22 protein-coding genes are annotated in these 18,413 nt (G+C 67.6%); 7 read left to right on the top strand and 15 right to left on the bottom strand.

The genetic code is table 11. The features are described from left to right. Window positions 1-26: 26 nt before the first annotated feature. The 6 genes from OHU89_RS26940 to OHU89_RS26915 form a co-directional block, all read right to left on the bottom strand. Window positions 27-299: a hypothetical protein gene (locus tag OHU89_RS26940; protein WP_405646501.1), complete on the bottom strand. Its 273-nt coding sequence runs from the start codon at window positions 297-299 to the stop codon at window positions 27-29. Continuing rightward, window positions 299-691, bottom strand: a complete 393-nt coding sequence (locus tag OHU89_RS26935) for a hypothetical protein (RefSeq protein ID WP_405646498.1) — start codon at window positions 689-691, stop codon at window positions 299-301. The genes OHU89_RS26940 and OHU89_RS26935 overlap by 1 nt, the downstream gene beginning before the upstream one ends. 257 nt (window positions 692-948) lie before the next feature. Further along, window positions 949-2,157 carry an ATP-grasp peptide maturase system methyltransferase gene (tgmC, locus tag OHU89_RS26930; RefSeq protein ID WP_405646495.1) on the bottom strand — a complete coding sequence of 403 codons (1,209 nt, stop codon included), beginning with the start codon at window positions 2,155-2,157 and terminating at the stop codon, window positions 949-951. Continuing rightward, window positions 2,141-3,115: an ATP-grasp ribosomal peptide maturase gene (tgmB, locus tag OHU89_RS26925; RefSeq protein ID WP_405646492.1), complete on the bottom strand. Its 975-nt coding sequence runs from the start codon at window positions 3,113-3,115 to the stop codon at window positions 2,141-2,143. The genes tgmC and tgmB overlap by 17 nt, the downstream gene beginning before the upstream one ends. A gap of 5 nt (window positions 3,116-3,120) precedes the next feature. Next, window positions 3,121-3,378, bottom strand: coding sequence for a putative ATP-grasp-modified RiPP (tgmA, locus tag OHU89_RS26920; protein WP_405646489.1), 258 nt, complete (start codon window positions 3,376-3,378; stop codon window positions 3,121-3,123). Window positions 3,379-3,453: 75 nt separating this feature from the next. Continuing rightward, the gene (locus tag OHU89_RS26915) at window positions 3,454-3,819 is read right to left on the bottom strand and encodes a hypothetical protein (protein WP_405646486.1); all 366 of its coding nucleotides are present in this window, start codon (window positions 3,817-3,819) and stop codon (window positions 3,454-3,456) included. A 192-nt stretch (window positions 3,820-4,011) separates the two neighbouring features. Between OHU89_RS26915 and OHU89_RS26910 the strand changes: the two genes are divergently transcribed. Genes OHU89_RS26910 through OHU89_RS26890 form a run of 5 tightly spaced genes read left to right on the top strand, consistent with a single transcriptional unit; the run spans window position 4,012 to window position 6,167 of the window. Further along, complete coding sequence (locus OHU89_RS26910) at window positions 4,012-4,419, top strand: hypothetical protein (RefSeq protein ID WP_405646483.1); 408 nt, start codon at window positions 4,012-4,014, stop codon at window positions 4,417-4,419. Continuing rightward, window positions 4,391-4,915, top strand: coding sequence for a DUF6879 family protein (locus tag OHU89_RS26905; RefSeq protein ID WP_405646480.1), 525 nt, complete (start codon window positions 4,391-4,393; stop codon window positions 4,913-4,915). The genes OHU89_RS26910 and OHU89_RS26905 overlap by 29 nt, the downstream gene beginning before the upstream one ends. A 7-nt stretch (window positions 4,916-4,922) precedes the next feature. Next, window positions 4,923-5,777: a helix-turn-helix domain-containing protein gene (locus OHU89_RS26900; RefSeq protein WP_405646477.1), complete on the top strand. Its 855-nt coding sequence runs from the start codon at window positions 4,923-4,925 to the stop codon at window positions 5,775-5,777. Window positions 5,778-5,785: 8 nt separating this feature from the next. Beyond that, window positions 5,786-5,968 (top strand): DUF397 domain-containing protein, encoded by a 183-nt coding sequence (locus OHU89_RS26895; RefSeq protein ID WP_405646475.1) that lies wholly within the window; start codon window positions 5,786-5,788, stop codon window positions 5,966-5,968. Between the two features lie 16 nt (window positions 5,969-5,984). Continuing rightward, window positions 5,985-6,167 (top strand): hypothetical protein, encoded by a 183-nt coding sequence (locus OHU89_RS26890; RefSeq protein ID WP_405646473.1) that lies wholly within the window; start codon window positions 5,985-5,987, stop codon window positions 6,165-6,167. Here OHU89_RS26890 and OHU89_RS26885 read toward each other — a convergent pair. The 7 genes from OHU89_RS26885 to OHU89_RS26855 form a co-directional block, all read right to left on the bottom strand. Next, window positions 6,160-6,348 (bottom strand): DUF397 domain-containing protein, encoded by a 189-nt coding sequence (locus OHU89_RS26885; protein WP_405646471.1) that lies wholly within the window; start codon window positions 6,346-6,348, stop codon window positions 6,160-6,162. The genes OHU89_RS26890 and OHU89_RS26885 overlap by 8 nt on opposite strands. Before the next feature lie 13 nt (window positions 6,349-6,361). Next, a complete protein-coding gene (locus tag OHU89_RS26880) occupies window positions 6,362-7,213 on the bottom strand; it encodes a helix-turn-helix domain-containing protein (RefSeq protein WP_405646470.1) in 852 nt (283 codons plus the stop codon). Window positions 7,214-7,256: 43 nt separating this feature from the next. Then, on the bottom strand, window positions 7,257-8,183 hold the full coding sequence (locus tag OHU89_RS26875; RefSeq protein ID WP_405654666.1) for a restriction endonuclease subunit S: 927 nt from the start codon (window positions 8,181-8,183) through the stop codon (window positions 7,257-7,259). Window positions 8,184-8,466: 283 nt separating this feature from the next. Continuing rightward, window positions 8,467-11,190: an N-6 DNA methylase gene (locus OHU89_RS26870; RefSeq protein ID WP_405646468.1), complete on the bottom strand. Its 2,724-nt coding sequence runs from the start codon at window positions 11,188-11,190 to the stop codon at window positions 8,467-8,469. A 93-nt stretch (window positions 11,191-11,283) separates the two neighbouring features. Continuing rightward, window positions 11,284-12,057 carry an RloB family protein gene (locus OHU89_RS26865; RefSeq protein ID WP_405646466.1) on the bottom strand — a complete coding sequence of 258 codons (774 nt, stop codon included), beginning with the start codon at window positions 12,055-12,057 and terminating at the stop codon, window positions 11,284-11,286. Continuing rightward, complete coding sequence (locus OHU89_RS26860) at window positions 12,057-13,325, bottom strand: ATP/GTP-binding protein (RefSeq protein ID WP_405646464.1); 1,269 nt, start codon at window positions 13,323-13,325, stop codon at window positions 12,057-12,059. Before OHU89_RS26860 ends, OHU89_RS26865 begins: the two co-directional genes overlap by 1 nt. A gap of 107 nt (window positions 13,326-13,432) precedes the next feature. Then, window positions 13,433-14,716: an adenylosuccinate synthase gene (locus OHU89_RS26855; protein ID WP_266889537.1), complete on the bottom strand. Its 1,284-nt coding sequence runs from the start codon at window positions 14,714-14,716 to the stop codon at window positions 13,433-13,435. Between the two features lie 210 nt (window positions 14,717-14,926). Between OHU89_RS26855 and OHU89_RS26850 the strand changes: the two genes are divergently transcribed. Then, window positions 14,927-15,778, top strand: a complete 852-nt coding sequence (locus tag OHU89_RS26850; RefSeq protein WP_266889538.1) for a diacylglycerol kinase — start codon at window positions 14,927-14,929, stop codon at window positions 15,776-15,778. An 87-nt stretch (window positions 15,779-15,865) separates the two neighbouring features. After that, a complete protein-coding gene (locus OHU89_RS26845) occupies window positions 15,866-16,156 on the top strand; it encodes a DUF6086 family protein (RefSeq protein WP_405646462.1) in 291 nt (96 codons plus the stop codon). Here OHU89_RS26845 and eutC read toward each other — a convergent pair. Further along, window positions 16,153-16,896, bottom strand: coding sequence for an ethanolamine ammonia-lyase subunit EutC (gene eutC / locus OHU89_RS26840; protein ID WP_405646460.1), 744 nt, complete (start codon window positions 16,894-16,896; stop codon window positions 16,153-16,155). The genes OHU89_RS26845 and eutC overlap by 4 nt on opposite strands. After that, window positions 16,893-18,272 (bottom strand): ethanolamine ammonia-lyase subunit EutB, encoded by a 1,380-nt coding sequence (locus OHU89_RS26835; protein ID WP_405646458.1) that lies wholly within the window; start codon window positions 18,270-18,272, stop codon window positions 16,893-16,895. The genes eutC and OHU89_RS26835 overlap by 4 nt, the downstream gene beginning before the upstream one ends. Window positions 18,273-18,413: the final 141 nt, after the last annotated feature.

Here is an 18,413-nt window from a genome sequence, read left to right as displayed (position 1 = left end):
CGTGCCGCCCACGCGGGGAATCCGGCCTACGGCCAGTGCACTCCCTCGCTGCCCACGGCGGGCTTGCGGCAGTCGGGCAGCTTGGACACCGGCGTGATCACCGAGGCCGTCGCGTCATCCAGCGCGTAGCAGAGCTGGGCGTGCAGGACCTCCGCCTCGGCGGGCGTCAGGCGCAGAGCGAGGTCGGTCTCGAACCCGCCGTCCCTGGTCAACCAGAGGTCGATGGTGACGTCTCCGTCCGCTCCCCGCCGTACGGGCTTGCTGGGTACGCGGCTGATCCTCATCCGGGGTGCGCTCATCAGGCCGCCACCCCCACGGGGCTGCCCACCGGGCTGCCGATGCGGTGCCCGTGGATCACCGTCGGCCCGACGTCGATCCCGTCGAGCGCGAGCACCAACGCCCGCCGCCGCATGCGCTGTTCGTGCGCGACGAGGTAGGGGCGGACGCGGGAGGCGGGGCGACGGGCTGCCATCGCCGTGGCCGACTCGCTGGACCGGCGCCGCCTCAGCAGATACGGCGGCAGTACGGGGATCTCGGCGCCGGCGACGAGGATGCGGTAGCCGGGCGGACGCCGGACAGCGCCTGCCGCAGGCGCGGGCACGGGGAGGAGTGCGCGCACGAGGCACACAAGAAGGAGGACGGCCACCTGCACGAGTGTTCGTGCGAGGCCGGGCCGGATACGGTGGGACATGCTGACGCTCCTATGAGGCGTTGGCCATGCCCCGGGGTGGTTGCACACCGCCGGGGCGCTTTGCGTGAAGGGCCGAGCAGAAGTCACCAGGCGCTCACGCATCACTACACAAAGTACAGACACCATGATGCGTTAGACAACATGTTGCCTCACTTGATGTGGGACGGCATATGCCGCGAGGCCGTCCCTCGAAGGGAAGGTGGTGCCCGGCTGGGGGGGAGCGAGGCGCCCCATCGCGCAGAGGAGGCGGCAGCAGCCTAGGGGAGCCTGTGTTCCCACCGGAGGGCTTGCTGATCTCCGATCCAGCGGGTTCGACCGTTGGTGGTGATCTGCTGCCCACCGATCCAGTAGGTGTGCGTCTGCTCGGTGATGTGGAGACGGATACTTGCGATGTCGGGGCTCCCCGCATCCTGCCAGGCAGTCAGCGCCTCCTCGACGCCGTCCCACAGGGCCACAGGGCCGCCCTGGCGGACCGTCCAGCCGGAGGTGTCCTCGGTGAACGCGGCGAAAGACTCCCGCTCCACGTCGAACAGATACAGATGCTGCGTACCGTCGTGGGCTGTGGCCCGTACGAACTGGGCACCCGGTGCGGTGAGTTGCGCCAGGAAGGCGGGCATCCACTCGCCCAAGAGAGCAGGCGGGAGCTTGGCGAGCCGTTCGGTGTCCGCGTAGGCGGTGCGGGCCGACAGGTCACCGGCCAGCGGGACGTGGGCCTGAGCACGGGCGTGCATGAAGGAGGAACGGCCGATGATCCGCCCCTCGGCCGAGCCGTCGTCGTTCACGGTGACCTTGGCCAGCCCGGTGCCGTACGGCCAGGAGCCGACCGTGGCGAGGATGACCCCGCCGGGCTTGGTCTGACGGACCCAGGTGTACGGGATACGCCGTACTGCGCAGGTGGCGATGACGCGGTCGTACGGTGCGCGGGCGGGGTGACCGAGGAGCCCGTCGCCGGTCACGGTCCATGTGGAGTACCCGGCCGCTTCCAGAGCGGCATCCGCGCGGGCGGCCACCTTGGGGTCGACCTCGACCGTGGTCACGTTGTCCTCGCCAAGGCGGTGGCACATGAGGCCGGAGGAGTAGCCGGTGCCGGTGCCGATTTCGAGGACGGTGTGGTCGTCGGCGACGTCGAGCTGTTCGAGCATGCCGACGACGGTGGTGGGGGTGGTGGAGGACGACGTGGGCACGCCGGTCACAGCGTCGTTTGTCTCGTCGGCGGTGAGGTGGCCGTCGAGCTGGGTGGCCAGCGACTCGTCGCGGTAGGCGATCTGTGCCCAATCCTCCGGGGGCGTGCCGAGCGCGGTCACCGGCTGCCAGTGTCCGCCGTCGACCGGCAGGAACACCCCGGGGTGCAGGAACAGTTCGCGAGGTACGGACTCGACAGCCGACCGCCACGGTGAATCCCGGCGCAGGACTCCGGAAGTGGTCAGCCGGTCGGCGAGCGCGCGGCGTTCAGGGGCGGTGTCCATCAAGTTCTCCTCGGATCAGCAGATCTGCGATAGCGGCGGACATCTCCAGGCCGGTCTTCTCCTCCAGCCAACCCCACTGGCCGTTCGGGTTCAGCTCCAACCAATGGAATTCGCCGTCGCCGTCCTGGGCGAGATCGAAGGATCCGGAGGCGAGGCCGAAGTGGTCCAGGACGGCGAGCAGGGCCCCCTCCAGGCGCGCAGGGAGGTTGACGACGCTGTAGGAGAGCGCGTCGTAGTCCATGCGCCAGTCCAACAGGCCGGAGTCGATCCTGACGGCGAAGACCCGGCGGCCGACGACCAGGACACGCAGGTCGGCCACCTTCTCGACGCGGGCCTGGAACAGGTGCGGGGCGGAGCGGAGGGTGTCATCGATCTCGTCGATGGCCACTGGTTCGGCCCAGGAGGTCATGGGGACGCCATCGCGTTCGTAGGGCGTCCACCGCAGCGTCTTGGCGATGACCGGGCCGTACGCGGCGATGAACTGGCGTGCTCTGTCGGGATCGTTGGTGACCAAGGTGGGCGGCACGGTCAGCCCGACGCGCTGGGCGACGGCCAGTTGGGCGGGCTTGTAGTCGGCAGCGGCATCACGGAGGGGATGGTTGAGCCACAGGGGGCCGTCGAGGGCGTAGAGGATGCCGCCGAGCCCATAGCGGACCTGTGCGGCGGCGTAACGAGCGTCGTCGGTCTCCAGGTGCTCGAAGGCGGGCCAGGTGGGGCGGCGCCAGTACACCGCCCGGACGTGCTCCAGGCCGGCGGTTCTCGACGGTGTCCGGAGCTGCCCGACCACGGGGGCCGGGCAGACACCGCACTGGGCCGAGATCATCAGGTCCGTGCCGATGTCGGCGGGGTTGAAGCGAACCACCGGAACACCCTTGCGGTTCAGTTCGGTGATCACCATGTCGGCGGTCAGATCGAGCGGTTCGGTGACCACGAGAACGGGCCTGTCGGTCTCGGCCATGCACGTCAGTCCTGCTGCGAGTCTTGGTCGGACCCCTGGTCGTTCTTCGAGTCGAGGTTGGTGGTGGTCGTCGTCGAGGTGGCGGAGCTGGTGCCGTGCTTGCCCATCTCGACCACGTGGCCGTCGGCGTCGCGGAAGACACCGACCTGCGTGTCCGGGTCGACCGTGACCGTGCTGAACGGCATCCTCACCGTGTTCGGGTACGGCCCGAGACGGCGAAGGCCCCAGGGGCGGGGTGCTGTCGTCCGCGTTGCGGTCTGCATGGTGCTCCTCCCATACGTAACGAGTGGTGCTGTAGGTGGCGCTCAGCCTCGACTCCGACGCCAAGCCGTTTGCTGTCAGTCACCGCGTGGTACCCCGCCGTTCCTCTCGACGTAGACCCACAGCAGGCGCCGGGTGAGGTTGGCTACGTCGCGCATGAAGAAGAAGGCCGTGAAACTCAGCGCCTGTCTGCCAGGACGGTTGGTCAACTCCAGCAGCTTGTACGCCTGACGGAACAGGTCCATGACTTCGTCATCGTCATCGGCGCCCAGGTCTTCGGCCAGGAGCAGACTCAGGAGACCGACGACCCTCGTCGTCTTGAAGTCGATGTCCTCACGGGTCGACGTGCTCAGCTCCATCTTCAGCACGCCATCTGCGATGTCCGAGATCAGCTCTACGTCGATGGGCAAGTTGTCGACGCAGGCCTTGGGTTCCTCGGTCACGCTCGCCACCACGCTTCTCCCCTCGACGCCGCCTGCGCGGACTTGGGTTCGAGAACGAACGTAGAGCGACCAGCGCCCAACCCCCAAGGAGATTGCGCGAGTTTGCAGAGAGGCGATTGACTAGCTTGAATGGCTCATCGACGATCGAAGTGTCGCGCAAACCTGCGCAAGACAGCGGACGGGAGAGCAACCATGAAGCTACGGTTCCTTGGTAAGAACTCCACCCCTGGAGACAGCCCCACCCTGTACGCCAGTGACCAGGACAGCTATGTCATCCAAGGCTGGAAGGTCTTCGCCAACGACCTGCTCATGCACCTGGACGTGCCGGACGGACAGACTGCGGTAGAGGTGCCGACCGAGCTCTTCGAGCACCTGACCAAGGACGGCCAAGTGTCCGGCGAGATCAGGAAGTTCACCGCCCCGATCGTGCTCGTCACAGAACAGGGAACATGCGTACTCCAGGGACCGGAAATGCACGATCCTGAAGCCCTGAGCCAGATGCGCATGCCTGACTACGAGACCTGCATCGAGGTCCCCAAGTCCTCGATTATGGCCCTGCTGGAGGAGAACAGTGGACCTGATCACCCCCGCACAGCGTGACGAGCTGTTCCACAGCTTCGAACGTGACGCCTTCCATCTGGAGCTGCGGGACGACTATGGATCTCCCGTCGAAGACACGCCGTACGCCCGGTGGCAGCGGGGCGAGCCAGACGACTACGCGTGGCTGGATCCGTGGATGACGCTGATGAGGCGCGTTACGGGTGAAAGCAAGACCGTGCGACGTGTCCGAGTGATCACGGAGCCGCACTCCGAGTACGTCGGATGGGAGCACTCGCTGACCGACCTCAACATCGAGGCCGGCGAGGACATCCGATGGCTACCGCGGCACCGGTTGCCCGCAGCCGTCACCTTCCCTCTCGACGGTAACGACTGGTGGCTGTACGACGACCGTCTCCTCGCGGTCGGCCACTTCGATCCCGAGGGGCGCGTTCTGGGGTCAGAGATCGTCGAGGACCCTGACACCGTGGCCGTATGCATTCGGATGCGCGACCTGCTCTGGACCCACGCCATTCCACACGCCGAGTACAAGCCCTGACCCATCAGTGAGCAACCAAGCACAAGAAGCACGAGAGGCACTGGGTGCCCGGCTGCGCGGATTCCGCAAGGATGCGGGGTTCGCGAGCGGCCGGGCATTCGCCGTGGCCACCGGCTGGGCGGAGTCCAAGGTCTCCCGGCTGGAGAACGGCAAGCAGAACCCCAGCGAAGACGACATCCGCACCTGGTGCACCACGACCAACAGGCAAGAACACATCGCCGACCTGATCGCCACGGTGCGCCACATCGACGAGTTGTGGCTTGAGTGGCGTCGGCAGTTCCAGACCGGTGCCGAGCAGCGGCAGAAGAAGGCACTGCCGGTCTACGCCAAGACCAGGGTCTTCCGCATCTGGCATCCGACGCTGGTATGGGGAACGCTCCAGACGGCGGAGTACGCGGCCGAGACCTTCCGGCAAGTCGTTGACTACTACGAGATCCCCGACGACGCGGAAGCCGCCACCGCCAAGCGGCTGGAACGACAGCAGTACCTGTACCAAGGCAACCGGATCTTCAACGTCGTGCTCGGCGAGCAGGCGCTCTACACGAACTTCGGAGGGCCGGAGGCGATGAAGGGACAGCTCGACCGGCTGCTGGCGGTGATGCGACTGCCCCGATTGAGCCTGGGCATCATCCCGCGCTCCGCACCTATCGGTATCTGGCCCGGCAACTCCTTCTCGATGTTCGACGACAAGCTCGTCCTCGTCGAGACCTACTCGGCGGAGTTCTCCGTCACGCAGCCCCGGGAGATCGAGCTCTACACCAAGGCCTTCGCTCTCTTGAAGCAGTCAGCGGTCTACGGCACTGCCGTCCGAGACCTGATCCTCACCGCTAGCCACCATTTCGATCAGATGCCGAGCGACTAGGAGAGACCATGCAGCCTGTACTCCCGAACTGGCGTACCAGTACTTACACAGGGACCGAGAACTGCGTTGAGGTAGCCGACAACGAACCGACGAAGGTGATGGTGCGGGACACGAAGACGCGCAGTCGCGGAACCATGGCCGTCCAGCCGACCACTTGGGTGGCATTCATGGAGTTCGCCAAGGAGAGGTAGCGCTCTGGACTCCCGCGTGGGCCGCCGTCGGCCCAGAAGGCTGCTGGGCTCCAGCGCTTACGGCGACGACAGGCACCTGGCCGCCCGGCAGTTGATCTACCTGTGGCAGCGTCCGCAGTACGACCTGCCGGGCCTGGTGGCCGCCGAGCCGGCAGGGGTCACGAGACGGGTACTGGACGTGGGCTGCGGTACTACATGAAGTCGTCGAACTCCCCCGCCTTGGCCCCTTCGAGGAAGGCACGCAGCTTCCGGCGCGTGGTGCGCACGATCACGTCAGGATCGTCGCTCTCTCGAAGGAAGACGAATCCGTCATCCTCCGCAACCTCGACGCAGGCCCCGGTATCCGCCGAGAAGGACGACTTACGCCAGCGCAGTTCCACCGGTCTCCAACCCTCAGATCTCTTTTGCCGCCTGCCGAATGAAGTCGACAGACACCTTCGGCTCCAGCGCCCGCCCACGCATACGGTCAAGAACCGCACGGTAGTTCACAAGGTAGGCCTCGGCGTGCAGGAAGGTGACGCCGGTCGGCACGTCGATCTGGACCGTGTCCAGCTGCGGCACCGGCCCGCACGCGTAGAGCGTCGAGCTGCCGGCGTTGGCGAACCCACCCGCCGCGAATGGTACGACCCGGATGATGATGTTCGGCCGCCCGGACTGGTCTAGGAGGTGGTCGATCTGCCTTCGCAGAACCTTCCGGTCACCAAACCGGATGAGCAAGGCGCCCTCATGGATCAGGAACTCGCACGAGGGCGGCCCCGAGCGGTCGAGCAGCGCGGCACGCCTGACCCGGAACTCGACATACCGCTCCAGGTCCGCCGGGTCCATGGTCGGCACCGCCTCGGCGAAGACTCCTCGCATGTAGTCGGGGGTCTGGAGCATGCCGGGCATATGCATGATCTGAGCCGAACGCAAGGCTGTTGCGTAGTGCTCCATCTCGGCGATGTCCAGAAGTCCGGCGGGGAGCGTGCCCCGGTACTCGTCCCACCAGTACGGCCCACGCTCCTTGGCCATGTCGGCCAGAGCATCGACGTAACTCGCCTCAGGACAACGGTAGTTGGCGGCCCACACCCTCACCCGGTCGCTACTGACCCCGGAACGGGCGGACTCCGTGTTGCTCACCGTCGTCCGGTCGGTGCGGTGGAGAGTGGCCGCCTCGTTGATCGTCATGCCAATGTGCTCGCGCATCCTGCGCAATTCGGCACCAAGGCGACGCTGACGCTCGGTGGACGGCTTACGGACGGGCATCAGGCCTCCCCCGCGGGTACACAGAACAGCGGATCAGCACCACCTACAGAGCCCTCTGAGAACTGACTCGCCCTGCGAGCAGGTCATCCGCGAGAGCGCGCCGCAACGTTTGTAGACGGTCGATCTCTACCAACCGCAATCTACGCGCCTCACGGGCTGCTTCAGCAGCTTCGACAAGCTTCCGCTGCACCGGCAATGGCGGGTGCGCAACCTCATGCTCATTGTACTCGCGAGCACTGATATTCCTTTGACCTACTTCTCGAACATTCCGAGAAACCCATTCTCGAAATCTATTTCCACTGGTCCACAAAAACGCATACTCAGGAAGCATATAATTCGGATCGATACGAAACTTCACGAGATATCCAGCGAAGGCGCACAGGCCGTCGGAAGGCCTGTACAGGTAAGATTTACCAGTGGTGTAACCTGTCCTAGCAATGAGCAGATCGCCTTCAGTGAGAAGATAGCGCCCTGCTGCCACAGCAGGAATGCTCGCGGCTCCGGGGCCTACAGGGAACAGGAACCCCTTGTCATCGATATCCGTGATGCGAACATATCGCGGCATGTCGATACGGTGAGGACTAGCGGACACATTACTCCCATAAACACCCCCTCCACGACTGACATCACGGATCTTGCTCGTTCCATACTGCTTCTCGTGACGGCCAAGTTCCTTGTTCAGTACGCCATCCCACAAACTGTCCAGCTTCGCCAACACACCCTTCTCTGCGTCGACACGATCTTGAATTGCGCTCAAGATCTCCACAATACGGTGCTGCTCAGCCAATGGGACCTGCGGCACCTGGAGCGCCGCCACATTTCCCTGCGAGATGTTGGCCTGCCCTGTGCTACCTCCCAGAAGGGCGTCGATCTGACTCCTAACCCGGCTAGAGCACAGAACGTGATAGACAAATTCAGGATTACCCCTGGACAACTCGGGTCGAAGACGTAGCGTTTTGTCACTGAGCATGAGCTTTCGGCGAACATTCCCTACAAGGCACGTTACGCCGACCAGGTTCTTCACCCCGTTCGCACGGGACATAATCAAGTCACCGGGGTTGATCTCAAGCCATGGACGAGGGTCAAGCGAGGGGGGCAACCGTTTTGCCTCTTCCTCTCGGAAGGAACCCTGCGTCACGGAACTGACCCGAACAACCCCCCACTCATTTGCTCCGGGCTTCTGTTCATCACAAGCCGGACTCCAGCCAGACTGAATGGAGCCAAGGTAACTACCCAGGGTCGTAGTGCGAAAGTCAGCCGACATAACCCAGCTCCTTCAGGAACCCGTTCAGCCGCTCCGCCGCCGCCTCGCGCCGCGCCTCGACTTCCCGCAGCGATACCAGGTACTTGCGCTCCCAGCTCAGGTACGTATCGATCAACTCACGGCGTCTGCACACGACATGGCCCTCCAGCTTCGACGCCAGGTCGTCGCGGAGGATGCCGAGGACGACTTCCCACGCCCCCGCCTCATCCAGGGCGTCACGCGCCTCGTGCAGACCGGGGGCGGGACGGTCCGGCTCCGCCGGGAGCGCCACGTCGAGGGCCGTCTGTCCAGCCGTATCGTCAGAAGTGGCGGCATCAGTCGCCTTGGAGGACTTGCCGGCCTTCGCCGCCGCGCCCTCCCCCAAGCCATCCAACGGATAGAACGCCTCCTCCAGCGCCTTCACCGCCTTGCCCGCCGCCGTCCGCTCCCGCTTCGCCTTCTTCAGGTCGGCCTCGCTGAGCAGCGCTTCCGTCACCGCCGGGTCGAGGGCGGGACCGCCCTCAGCGCCCTCGGCTCCCTCACCGGCCTCCCCGTCCTCCAAGACACCCGACGCCGCCGCAGCCCGCGCCGCCTCCGCCTCCTCGGCCGCCTTCACCTTCGCGTCCAGGCGGGCCTTCTCCGCGTCCGCGTCGGCCAGGGCCTTCAGGAACTTGTCCGCGATACGGGCGACGACCTTGTGGCCGTAGGCCTGCCGCCGCTCCGCGGCACTGCGCTTGCGCCCGCCGCCCGTCCACGGGTCGGGTTCCGGCTCCAGCAGGGACTCCACCGTGTCGACCCAGCCCTCGACGACACCCTTGAAGCCGTTCTCGGCCAGTGCCTTGAGTTCGTTCCTGGCGTCCTGCCACCACCCCGCGACCGCGCCGGCCAGCGCGTAACGGTCCAACAGGCCTACGCTCAGCAGCCGTTCGCGGAAGGAGTCGATCAAGTCAGCCCGCAGGCGGGCGAGTTGGGCGCGTTTCTCGGCCTCCGTACGGTCGTCCTCCTCGTACGGAGCGATCGCGGCGATCTGTTCCGTCTCGGCCGTCCACCAGGACTCGAACGCCTCCCAGAGCTCCCGTTCCCGGGCCTCGGCCAGTGCGGTCAGGCGGTCGGCGTCCGGGCGCCGGTCCTCCGGCAGGAAGTCGACGTACTCGGAGGACTCTCCCTCCCGCTCGGCGAACAGGTCCGTGACGCCCACTCCGTACGCCGACAGCACCGCCGCCTTCTCCGGCGACTCGATCTCGGACCGGGGCACACCCCCCACCAGGTGCGCCCGCACGTCCTGCGGCTCGGGCGGCGGGGTGTTGTCGACGTACCGGCGGATGTTGAGGTTGTACTTGTTCTTCCGGATCTCGTCCCGCTCGACCCACCGCGCGAAGCGCGGCACCTCCGTGCCCGCCGGCGCGTGGAAGGTGGAGACGATCTTCTCCGTGTGCTCGGGCAGCAGGACGTTCTGTGCCCGCTCGGAGTGGTACTCACGGTCCGCGTTGATGAAGAGGACCTGGTCCGCACTGCCGTCGCGCTTGCGGCCACGCGTGCGCAGGACCAGCACGCAGGCCGGGATGCCGGTGCCGTAGAAGATGTTGGACGGCAGGCCGATCACGGCCTCCAGCAGGTCGTCCTCGATGAGCTTCGCCCGGATCCTCTCCTCCGCGCCGCCCCGGAACAGCACGCCGTGCGGCATGACGGTGAAGACGGAGCCGCCGCGCCCCTTCACCATGTGCAGCATGTGCTGGAGGAACATCAGGTCGGCCTTGCCCTTCTCGGACGTCTGGCCGTAGGGCATGCGATCTTCGAGGTCGCCGATGTCCCCAGCCCGGTAGTCCATGGAGAAGGGCGGGTTGCTGAGTACGACGTCGAACGACCGGTCGAGGTGCAACGGTTGGGTCAGGGTGTCGCCGGTGCTCAGCTCGAAGTCATGGGCACCGTGGAACAGCATGTTCATGGTGGCCATGACCCAGGAGCCGTTGTTGGCGTCCTGCCCGGCCAGGGCCAGGTCCTCGGTGTTGCCGCCGTGCTCCTCGATGTACTCCTTGGCGTGGATGAGCATGCCGCCCGATCCCACACACGGGTCGTACACGCTGTGGCCGGGGCGGGGACGGGCCAGCTCGACCATCATCCGCACCACCGCGCGCGGGGTGTAGAACTCTCCGCCCTTGGCGCCCGCCGAGTCGGCGAAGTCCTTCAGCAGGTACTCGTACGCGGCACCGATGACGTCGGGGAACTCGAAGTCCTCGCCGCGAAGCCGGAGACTGCCGAAGTGACCGATGAGCGCGGACAGCCGCCGGTCCGCGAGTTTGGCCGCCGTCGCGCCGGTGCCGCCGCCCCCGCCGATGCGGTTGAAGTTGATGTGGTTGAACAGTCCGCGCAGCCGCTCGTTGCCCTTCTGGCCCTCCATCGCGTCGAGCGCGGGCTGGAGGTGCTTCGTGGCCACATCGTCCACCGCGTCGGCCAGCCCCTGCCAACGCGCCTCCGGCGGGACGTACATGATGCGGCGAGCCGTGTAGTTGGCCGGCTCGTCGGCCTCCTCCTCCGCCTCCGCGCGCGAGGCGCCTCCCGCCATCTCCCTCTTGATGATCTCGTCGCGAGCCGCTTCGAACTCGTCGTTGACACGCTTGAGGAAGAGCAGGACCAGGAGGAAGTCGCGGTACTCGGCGGCGTCCATCGTGCCGCGCAGGATGTCGGCGGCCGCGAAGAGGTGGCGCTCCAGTTGGTCGAGCGTGAGCTTGGCCACGTACGGGCTCCCTGAGGTGTGAACGGGCGGAGGGGCAGGGCGGGCGGCGCACCGCACTGCCACGGATGAGGCGGAGAAGTACGACCCCTCAGCCTAGTAGTGGCTGAGGAGGAGTCCTTCCTCCACGAAGGACCAGACGTCCGTGTAGGGATCCCAGTCGTTCGGGTTGGGCGAATCGCAGCGCTTGTTGATCGCCTTCGCGTACTTCCTGGCCTCGTGGTATCGGCTGCCGTCCGTGCCCTCCGGGCTCAGCACCTGTTCCTCGCGCACATGCTTGGACTGTTGTTCGGAGACCGATCGGACACCGCGCCCGTACGTCGCCGCGAATCCGCGGCTCGACCGCAGACGGCTGTTGGCGTCGCCGCACGCCTCCGTGCCGAACGTGCTCGTGTAGTTGGTGTAGTGCAGCAGTCGCCAGAGTTCGAAACAGGGGTGGGAGTACGCGACCCTGATCCCCTCCTTCTCCGCCAGCTGCCTGGCTTCCCGGATGCCCTGGTGACCGTCACGGTCGAACAGCACCCAAACCTGGGGCCAGTTCCAGTCGCCCTCCTCGATCCCGCCGACGACCCGGTACGGCTTGAGCCCCGCCGCCTTCGCCTCCCGCTCCACCTTGCGCAACGTACGGACGGCGTCCTGCACCATCCGGTAGGGCTTGCGGTGCTTGCCCTCGGCGTTCGGGTTCTCGATGTGGTGCTGAACCTTGCGGTCGGGTCTGTCCAGAGCACCGTTCTTCACGATGATGTCGATGTATTCGGGCTCGGTGACCTCGCCCTCGGTGAAGACGTACACCTGACGGTCTCGATGAGCGCGCCCCTTCGCGCCGCCCTTCTTGGGGGTGATGCTGTCCCCTCCCCTTGGCCTGGCCATCAGACCTCTTCCGCCTCCATCCGCACGATGTCGTCCGTACGCAGCAGCCGCCGCCCGATCTGTCCTTCGGACACCTTCGGTACCGCGCCGAAGGAACCGGCGAGGTACGAGGCCATCAGGTCCTCCTCCTCCGTCGGCTCCCACTCGGCGACCGAGGAAAGCTGCGTGGCGCCCCGTTCGTCCTTCTCGGTGAGCCAGATCTGTCCCGGTTGCAGGAGCCGCCCGCCGCCTGATGTCCACAGGAGAGAGGGGTCATGCCCGGTGAAGACCAGCTGGGCGCCCTTCGGGTTCACCCAGGGTGCCTGGAAGAGCCGTACGACCTCCGCCGCGAAGCGTGAGTGCAGGCTGGCGTCGAGTTCGTCGACGAGCAGGACCGCTCCGGTGTCGAGGGCCAGGAGCAAGGGACCGATCAGAGCGAACCACGAGCGCGTGCCCCACGACTCAGACGACCAGTCCAGCGAGGTCCGCTCACCGCTGCCGGCGTGGACCAGGCGCACCTCGGGGCGGCCGGAGGACGACTGCTCGACCTCGACGCCCGCGATGCCGAGATCGGCTACCCGCAGCAGCTCCTCGGTCCGCCGCCGGAAGTCCTCGCTGCGGAGCAACCGCATTGCCGTGTAGTCCTCGCGCTGCGCACGCTCGGTCTCCGGCGTGACGTCCCACAGGTTGTTCTTGAACCAGTCGAACACCGGGGTGAGCTGCTTGTGTCCGTCATTGGCGGCGCGGGTCAGCAGGAGAGCATCGGCCCGGGTGGTGCGGGACAGCCGAGCACGGTCGTGAAGACGGTCGCCGGGGAAGTCGAAGTCCTTCTCCCGCGTCGCATCACGCTCGAACCACACCTGACGGCGGCCCTTTGGGTAGGCGTAGAGCCACTCCGCCTCCACGCGACGCTCTCCCAGCTCGAAGCCGTACGTCCATCGGACGCCTGCGTCGAGGATGAAGTCCGCCTCATACAGGGTGGTCTCCGAGGCCGCCTTCGGGTCCAGAGCGAACTCGTCACGGGGGATGCCGTCGTAGGAAGTCCAGTCGGCGTAGGAACGCAGCACCGCCTTGCGCATGTTCTTCAGAGCGGTGATGACATTGGACTTGCCGGATGCGTTGGCGCCGAAGACGCCGAGAACCGTGTGGACGGGAAGGCGTCGGCCGTCGGAGAGCTCCACCTCGCGGGCCGCCGCGAGGTCACCCTCGGCGTCTTCCCGCGCGACGAACGACAGTTCCTGTTCGTCACGCAGGGACCGGACGTTCGCCGCCCTGAATCTCAGCAGCATCCTGTCTCCTTCATGGCGGACAGACTAGTCACACCATCCCGCCCACGTCCCCGGCGCGCGGCGGCAGCGGACACCTCTGCCAAGACCGCCGCCGCGCCAGGTCAGACCTAGATGAACGAGTTGATCTCGATCGTCTCGTCCCGGCCCGGGCCCACGCCGATCGCGGAGATCGGGGCGCCGGACATCTCCTCGAGCGCCTTGACGTAGTTCTGGGCGTTCTTGGGGAGGTCGGAGAAGGACTTCGCCTTGGTGATGTCCTCGGACCAGCCCGGGAGGGTCTCGTAGATCGGCTTCGCGTGGTGGAAGTCGGTCTGGGAGTACGGGAGCTCCTCGACGCGCTTGCCGTCGATCTCGTAGGCCACGCAGACCGGGATCTGCTCCCAGCCGGTGAGGACGTCGAGCTTGGTGAGGAAGAAGTCGGTCAGGCCGTTCACGCGGGTCGCGTAGCGGGCGATGACCGCGTCGAACCAGCCGCAGCGACGGTCACGGCCGGTCGTGACGCCCCGCTCGCCGCCGATGCGGCGCAGCGCCTCGCCGTCCTCGTCGAAGAGCTCCGTCGGGAACGGGCCCGAGCCGACACGGGTCGTGTACGCCTTCAGGATGCCGATGACCCGGCTGATCTTCGTCGGGCCGACACCGGCGCCGGTGCAGGCACCGCCCGCGGTCGGGTTCGACGACGTCACGAAGGGGTACGTGCCGTGGTCGATGTCCAGGAGGGTGCCCTGGCCGCCCTCGAAGAGGACGACCTTGTCGTCCTCCAGGGCCTGGTTGAGGATCAGGACCGTGTCGGCGACGTACGGCTTCAGCCGGTCCGCGTAGGACAGCAGCTCCTCGACGACCTGGCCGACCTCGATGGCGCGGCGGTTGAAGACCTTGGTGAGGAGCTGGTTCTTGCCGTCGAGGGCCGCCTCCACCTTCTGGGTCAGGATCGACTCGTCGTACAGGTCCTGGATCCGGATGCCCACGCGGTTGATCTTGTCCGCGTAGGTGGGCCCGATGCCTCGTCCGGTGGTGCCGATCTTCCGCTTCCCGAGGAAGCGTTCCGTCACCTTGTCCACGGTCACGTTGTAAGGCGTGATGACGTGAGCGTTACCGCTGATCAGGAGCTTGGACGTGTCGACGCCGCGCTCGTTCAGCCCGTTCAGCTCGGAGAACAGGACCGACGGGTCGATGACGACACCGTTGCCGATGACCGGAGTGCACTCCGGGGTGAGGATTCCGGAAGGGAGCAGGTGAAGGGCGTACTTCTGATCGCCCACGACTACCGTATGGCCGGCGTTGTTGCCGCCCTGGTAGCGCACCACATAGTCAACGGATCCGCCGAGCAGGTCCGTCGCCTTTCCCTTGCCTTCGTCACCCCACTGAGCACCGAGCAGCACAAGTGCGGGCACGCGCGTACACCCCTTCCGGGCGGGGCATGTCCAAGGTCAGGGGCGTACGCGACACGGCCTTGTGCCTCGTACCCTGGCGACCAGCTTCGGCCACCTACGGCCGTGGTCGGCCGTGAACCCGTCGGACCCGGATGCCCCGGAATAGACGAAGCCCCTGGCGCAATAGCGCAAGGGGCTCTTGCACAAAGATGCTACCCGAGGAAGCGAGGCATGACCGAGGTGGCGACTTCAGCGACTTCCGATCAGCTGCTGGTGGTCATCGATCCGGTTGCCCGCAGGATGGACGGGGAGTCCGTCCGTATCGCAAAAGACGTGCTCAGCGCGGGTGCGGCGGGGACGAAGGTGTGTCTGCCGGCCGACCCGGAGGAGTTCGCCCGCGTGCTGGCCCGGCGCGGTTCGCGGCGGCCGGTGGTCGTCGGCGACGACCGGGCGCTGCTGCGGGCGGTGTCCCTGCTGCACCGGCAGCGGGAGCTGGCCGGATGTGTGCTGTCGGTCGTGCCGGTGGGCGGTGTGCTCACCGTCGCGCGGTCCCTGGGCGTGCCCATGGGTGCGGTGGCGGCGGCGCGGGCGGTCCTGGACGGGGCGGAACGACGGCTCGATCTGCTGGTCGACGACAGCGACGGCGTGGTCCTGGGCGCGCTGCGGATCCCGCCGCTCGCTCCGCGGGAGGAGCCGGAGGACGCCGGCCGGCCCTGGCTGCGGACCTGCCAGTCCCTGGTCCGGACCCTGGTGCCCACCCGTCCGCTCCGGCCCGCCCAGCCGTCCCCCGTGGCCGGCCCCTCCCGGCTGCGGGTCGAGGTGGACGGGGAGATCCTCGTCGACCTGGACCAGCCCGTGGAGGCGGTGTCCGTGACCCCGGGGGGTTCCGGGGCGGCGGCGGTGGAGGTGCGGCCGGTGTCGGTGGGCGCGGAGGCGTCGCCCCTGCTGGCCCGTGGGCGGCGGGTGACGGTGTCGGGGGCGGACTTCCGGTACCGCGCGGACTCGGGCGTGTGGGGGCCGGTACGGAGGCGGACGTGGACGGTGTGGGAGGGGGCGCTGGGGCTGACCCTTCCCGGGGACTGATCGGGGCCGAGGCCTGGACCGGGTCAGGGGTGGGTCACGGGTGGGCCTCTCCCCACGCGGTGCGCCCCTGTCCGGCTACTGGGGCCCATGGAGAACGACGAGTGCAAGATCGACCCGGCGGTCTTCGGGGCGTTCGTGGACGCGCTGCTGGAGCGGCACGACCGCACCCGGCACGCCGTCGTCGACGCGCTCTCCGAGGGGTTCGTCGCCACCGTGCTGGTGCTCGCGGGGCGGGCCCGCATCGAGGTGCGGCGCCCCGCCGTCGGCCCGGGACTCGAGGGGATGTCGGACATCCAGGTGCCGCTGCCCGACGCGCAGGACAGGGCCACCGGGTTGCGCGAACGGGCCGGCCTCCTCCAGCGCCGTATGCCCGTCTAGACCGGCAGCGCGTCCGACTCGTCCTTCAGCCCCACCCCCGTCACCCCCGACTCCCGTGCCCGCCCCATCAGCGCGGCCAGCTTCCCCGCCGCCGTCTCGTACGTCAGCCCCAGCGGCGGCCGGATGTTGGACAGACAGTTCCGGTCGGCATCCGTGGTCACCCCGGGCACCGGCCGGTACGTCAGATACGCCCCCAGAGAGTCCGCCGCCGACATCCCGGGCCGCTCCCCCACCAGCACGACCACCATCTCCGCGCCCATCGCCGCCCCGACGTCGTCCCCGAGGGCGACCCGGGCCTGCTCGGCCAGCACGACAGGGGCGATCCGCCACCCGGCCAGCCGCGCCGCCGTCCCCCGCACCACCGCCGCCGCGTGCTCGTGCACCGCCCGGCTGGACAGCCCGTCCGCGACGACGAACGCCACGTCCCACTCGCCCACCGGCAGATGCGCCCGGTCGGTGGGATCGAGCCGGCGGCCCAGGTCGGGTCGCTGGAGATACGTCAGCCGGTCACCGGCCGCACTGCGGACCCGTACCGTCGGCATCCCGGGCAGCCCCGCCGCGACCGTGTCCGGCTCGAACGGCGAGTGCACCGCGTCGCGGGCGGCCGCGTGCGCGGTCTGGAGTTCCAGGCGGTGCCGGGTCGGCAGCGCGGAGCCGGAGCGGCCGAGGCCGATGCGGGCCTGGGTGTGGCGGCGCAGCGAGATCCACAAGTCGTCGTTGTCCAGGGCCGGTTCACTCATGCCGCGAGCTCCCTTCCGATGGCCGTCAGTGCGTGGGAGCCGACCTCGCGGATGCCGCCGCGTTCGTCCAGCAGCCCTATCGACGCCAGCCACGCCTCGAACTCCGGTGCCGGGCGCAGGCCCAGCACCTCCCGCAGGTACAACGCGTCGTGGTACGAGGCCGATTGGTAGTTCAGCATGATGTCGTCGCCGCCCGGCGTGCAGATCACGAAGGAGGCACCGGCGACACCGAGCATGGTCAGCATGGTCGCCACGTCGTCGTCATCGGCGTCCGCGTGGTTGGTGTAGCAGATGTCCAACCCCATGGGCAGGCCGAGCAGTTTGCCGCAGAAGTGGTCCTCCAGGGCGGCGCGGAGGATCTGGCGGCCGTCGTACAGGTACTCCGGGCCGATGAAGCCGACGACGGTGTTGACCAGCAACGGGTCATAGCGCCGTGCCACCGCGTACGCCCTCGCCTCCACCGTCTGCTGGTCCACCCCGTGGTGCGCGTCGGCGGAGAGCGCGGCGCCCTGGCCGGTCTCGAAGTACATGACGTTCCGGCCGACCGTGCCCCGCTCCAGCTTCAGCGCGGCCTCGTACGCCTCGTCGAGCAGGCCCAGGGTCACGCCGAAGGACGCGTTCGCCGCCTGCGTTCCCGCGATCGACTGGAAGACCAGGTCCACCGGGGCGCCGCGCTCCATCAGGTCCACGCTCGTCGTGACGTGGCACAGCACGCAGGACTGGGTCGGGATCGCGTACCGCTGGATGACGCCGTCCAGCAGCTCCAGCAGGTCCCGTACCGCCTTCGGGCTGTCCGTCGCCGGGTTGATGCCGATGACGGCGTCTCCCGATCCCAGCAGCAGCCCGTCCAGCAGGGCCGCCGCCACGCCCGCCGGGTCGTCGGTCGGGTGGTTGGGCTGGAGACGGGTCGCGAGCCGCCCGGGCAGCCCGATCGTGGACCGGAACCCCGTCACGACCCGCACCTTCCGCGCCACCGCCACCAGATCGGCGTTCCCCATGAGCTTGGAGACGGCCGCCACCATCTCGGGCGTGAGCCCGGGGGCCACGGCCGTGAGCGCGGGGGAGTCGGCCGTCAGCAGCCACTCCCTGAACTCGCCCACCGTCAGCCCGGCCACCGGCGCGAAGGCCGCCGCGTCGTGCGTGTCCAGGATCAGCCGGGTCACGTCGTCGCTCTCGTAGGGGATCAGCGGCTCGGTCAGGAACGTCGTGAGCGGCACCTCGGCCAACGCCCAGCGTGCCGCGACCCGTTGCCGTGCGCTCGTCGCCGCGAGCCCGGCGAGATGGTCGCCGGAGCGCTCCGGGCTCGCGGCGGCGAGGAGGCGGGCGAGGGAGTCGAAGCGGTGGCGTTCGCCGCCGAGAGTGGACGTGTAGCTCATGCCGGGGACCGTACGAGCCGCATATTGCCGACAGATTTCTAAAGGTCTGGTTGACAAACATTTAACGCCCCGAGACCCTTGGCCGACTCATTTCGCCTACAGAGTTCCGGTCCAGCACACCAGCACACCGGCAGGAGAGGG

Origin of the sequence: Streptomyces sp. NBC_00019, from assembly GCF_045041015.1 — a bacterium.
Classification (GTDB): Bacteria; Actinomycetota; Actinomycetes; order Streptomycetales; family Streptomycetaceae; genus Streptomyces.
The sequence above is the reverse complement of the archived record's forward strand: the minus strand, read 5'-3'. Positions and strand labels throughout refer to the sequence as shown.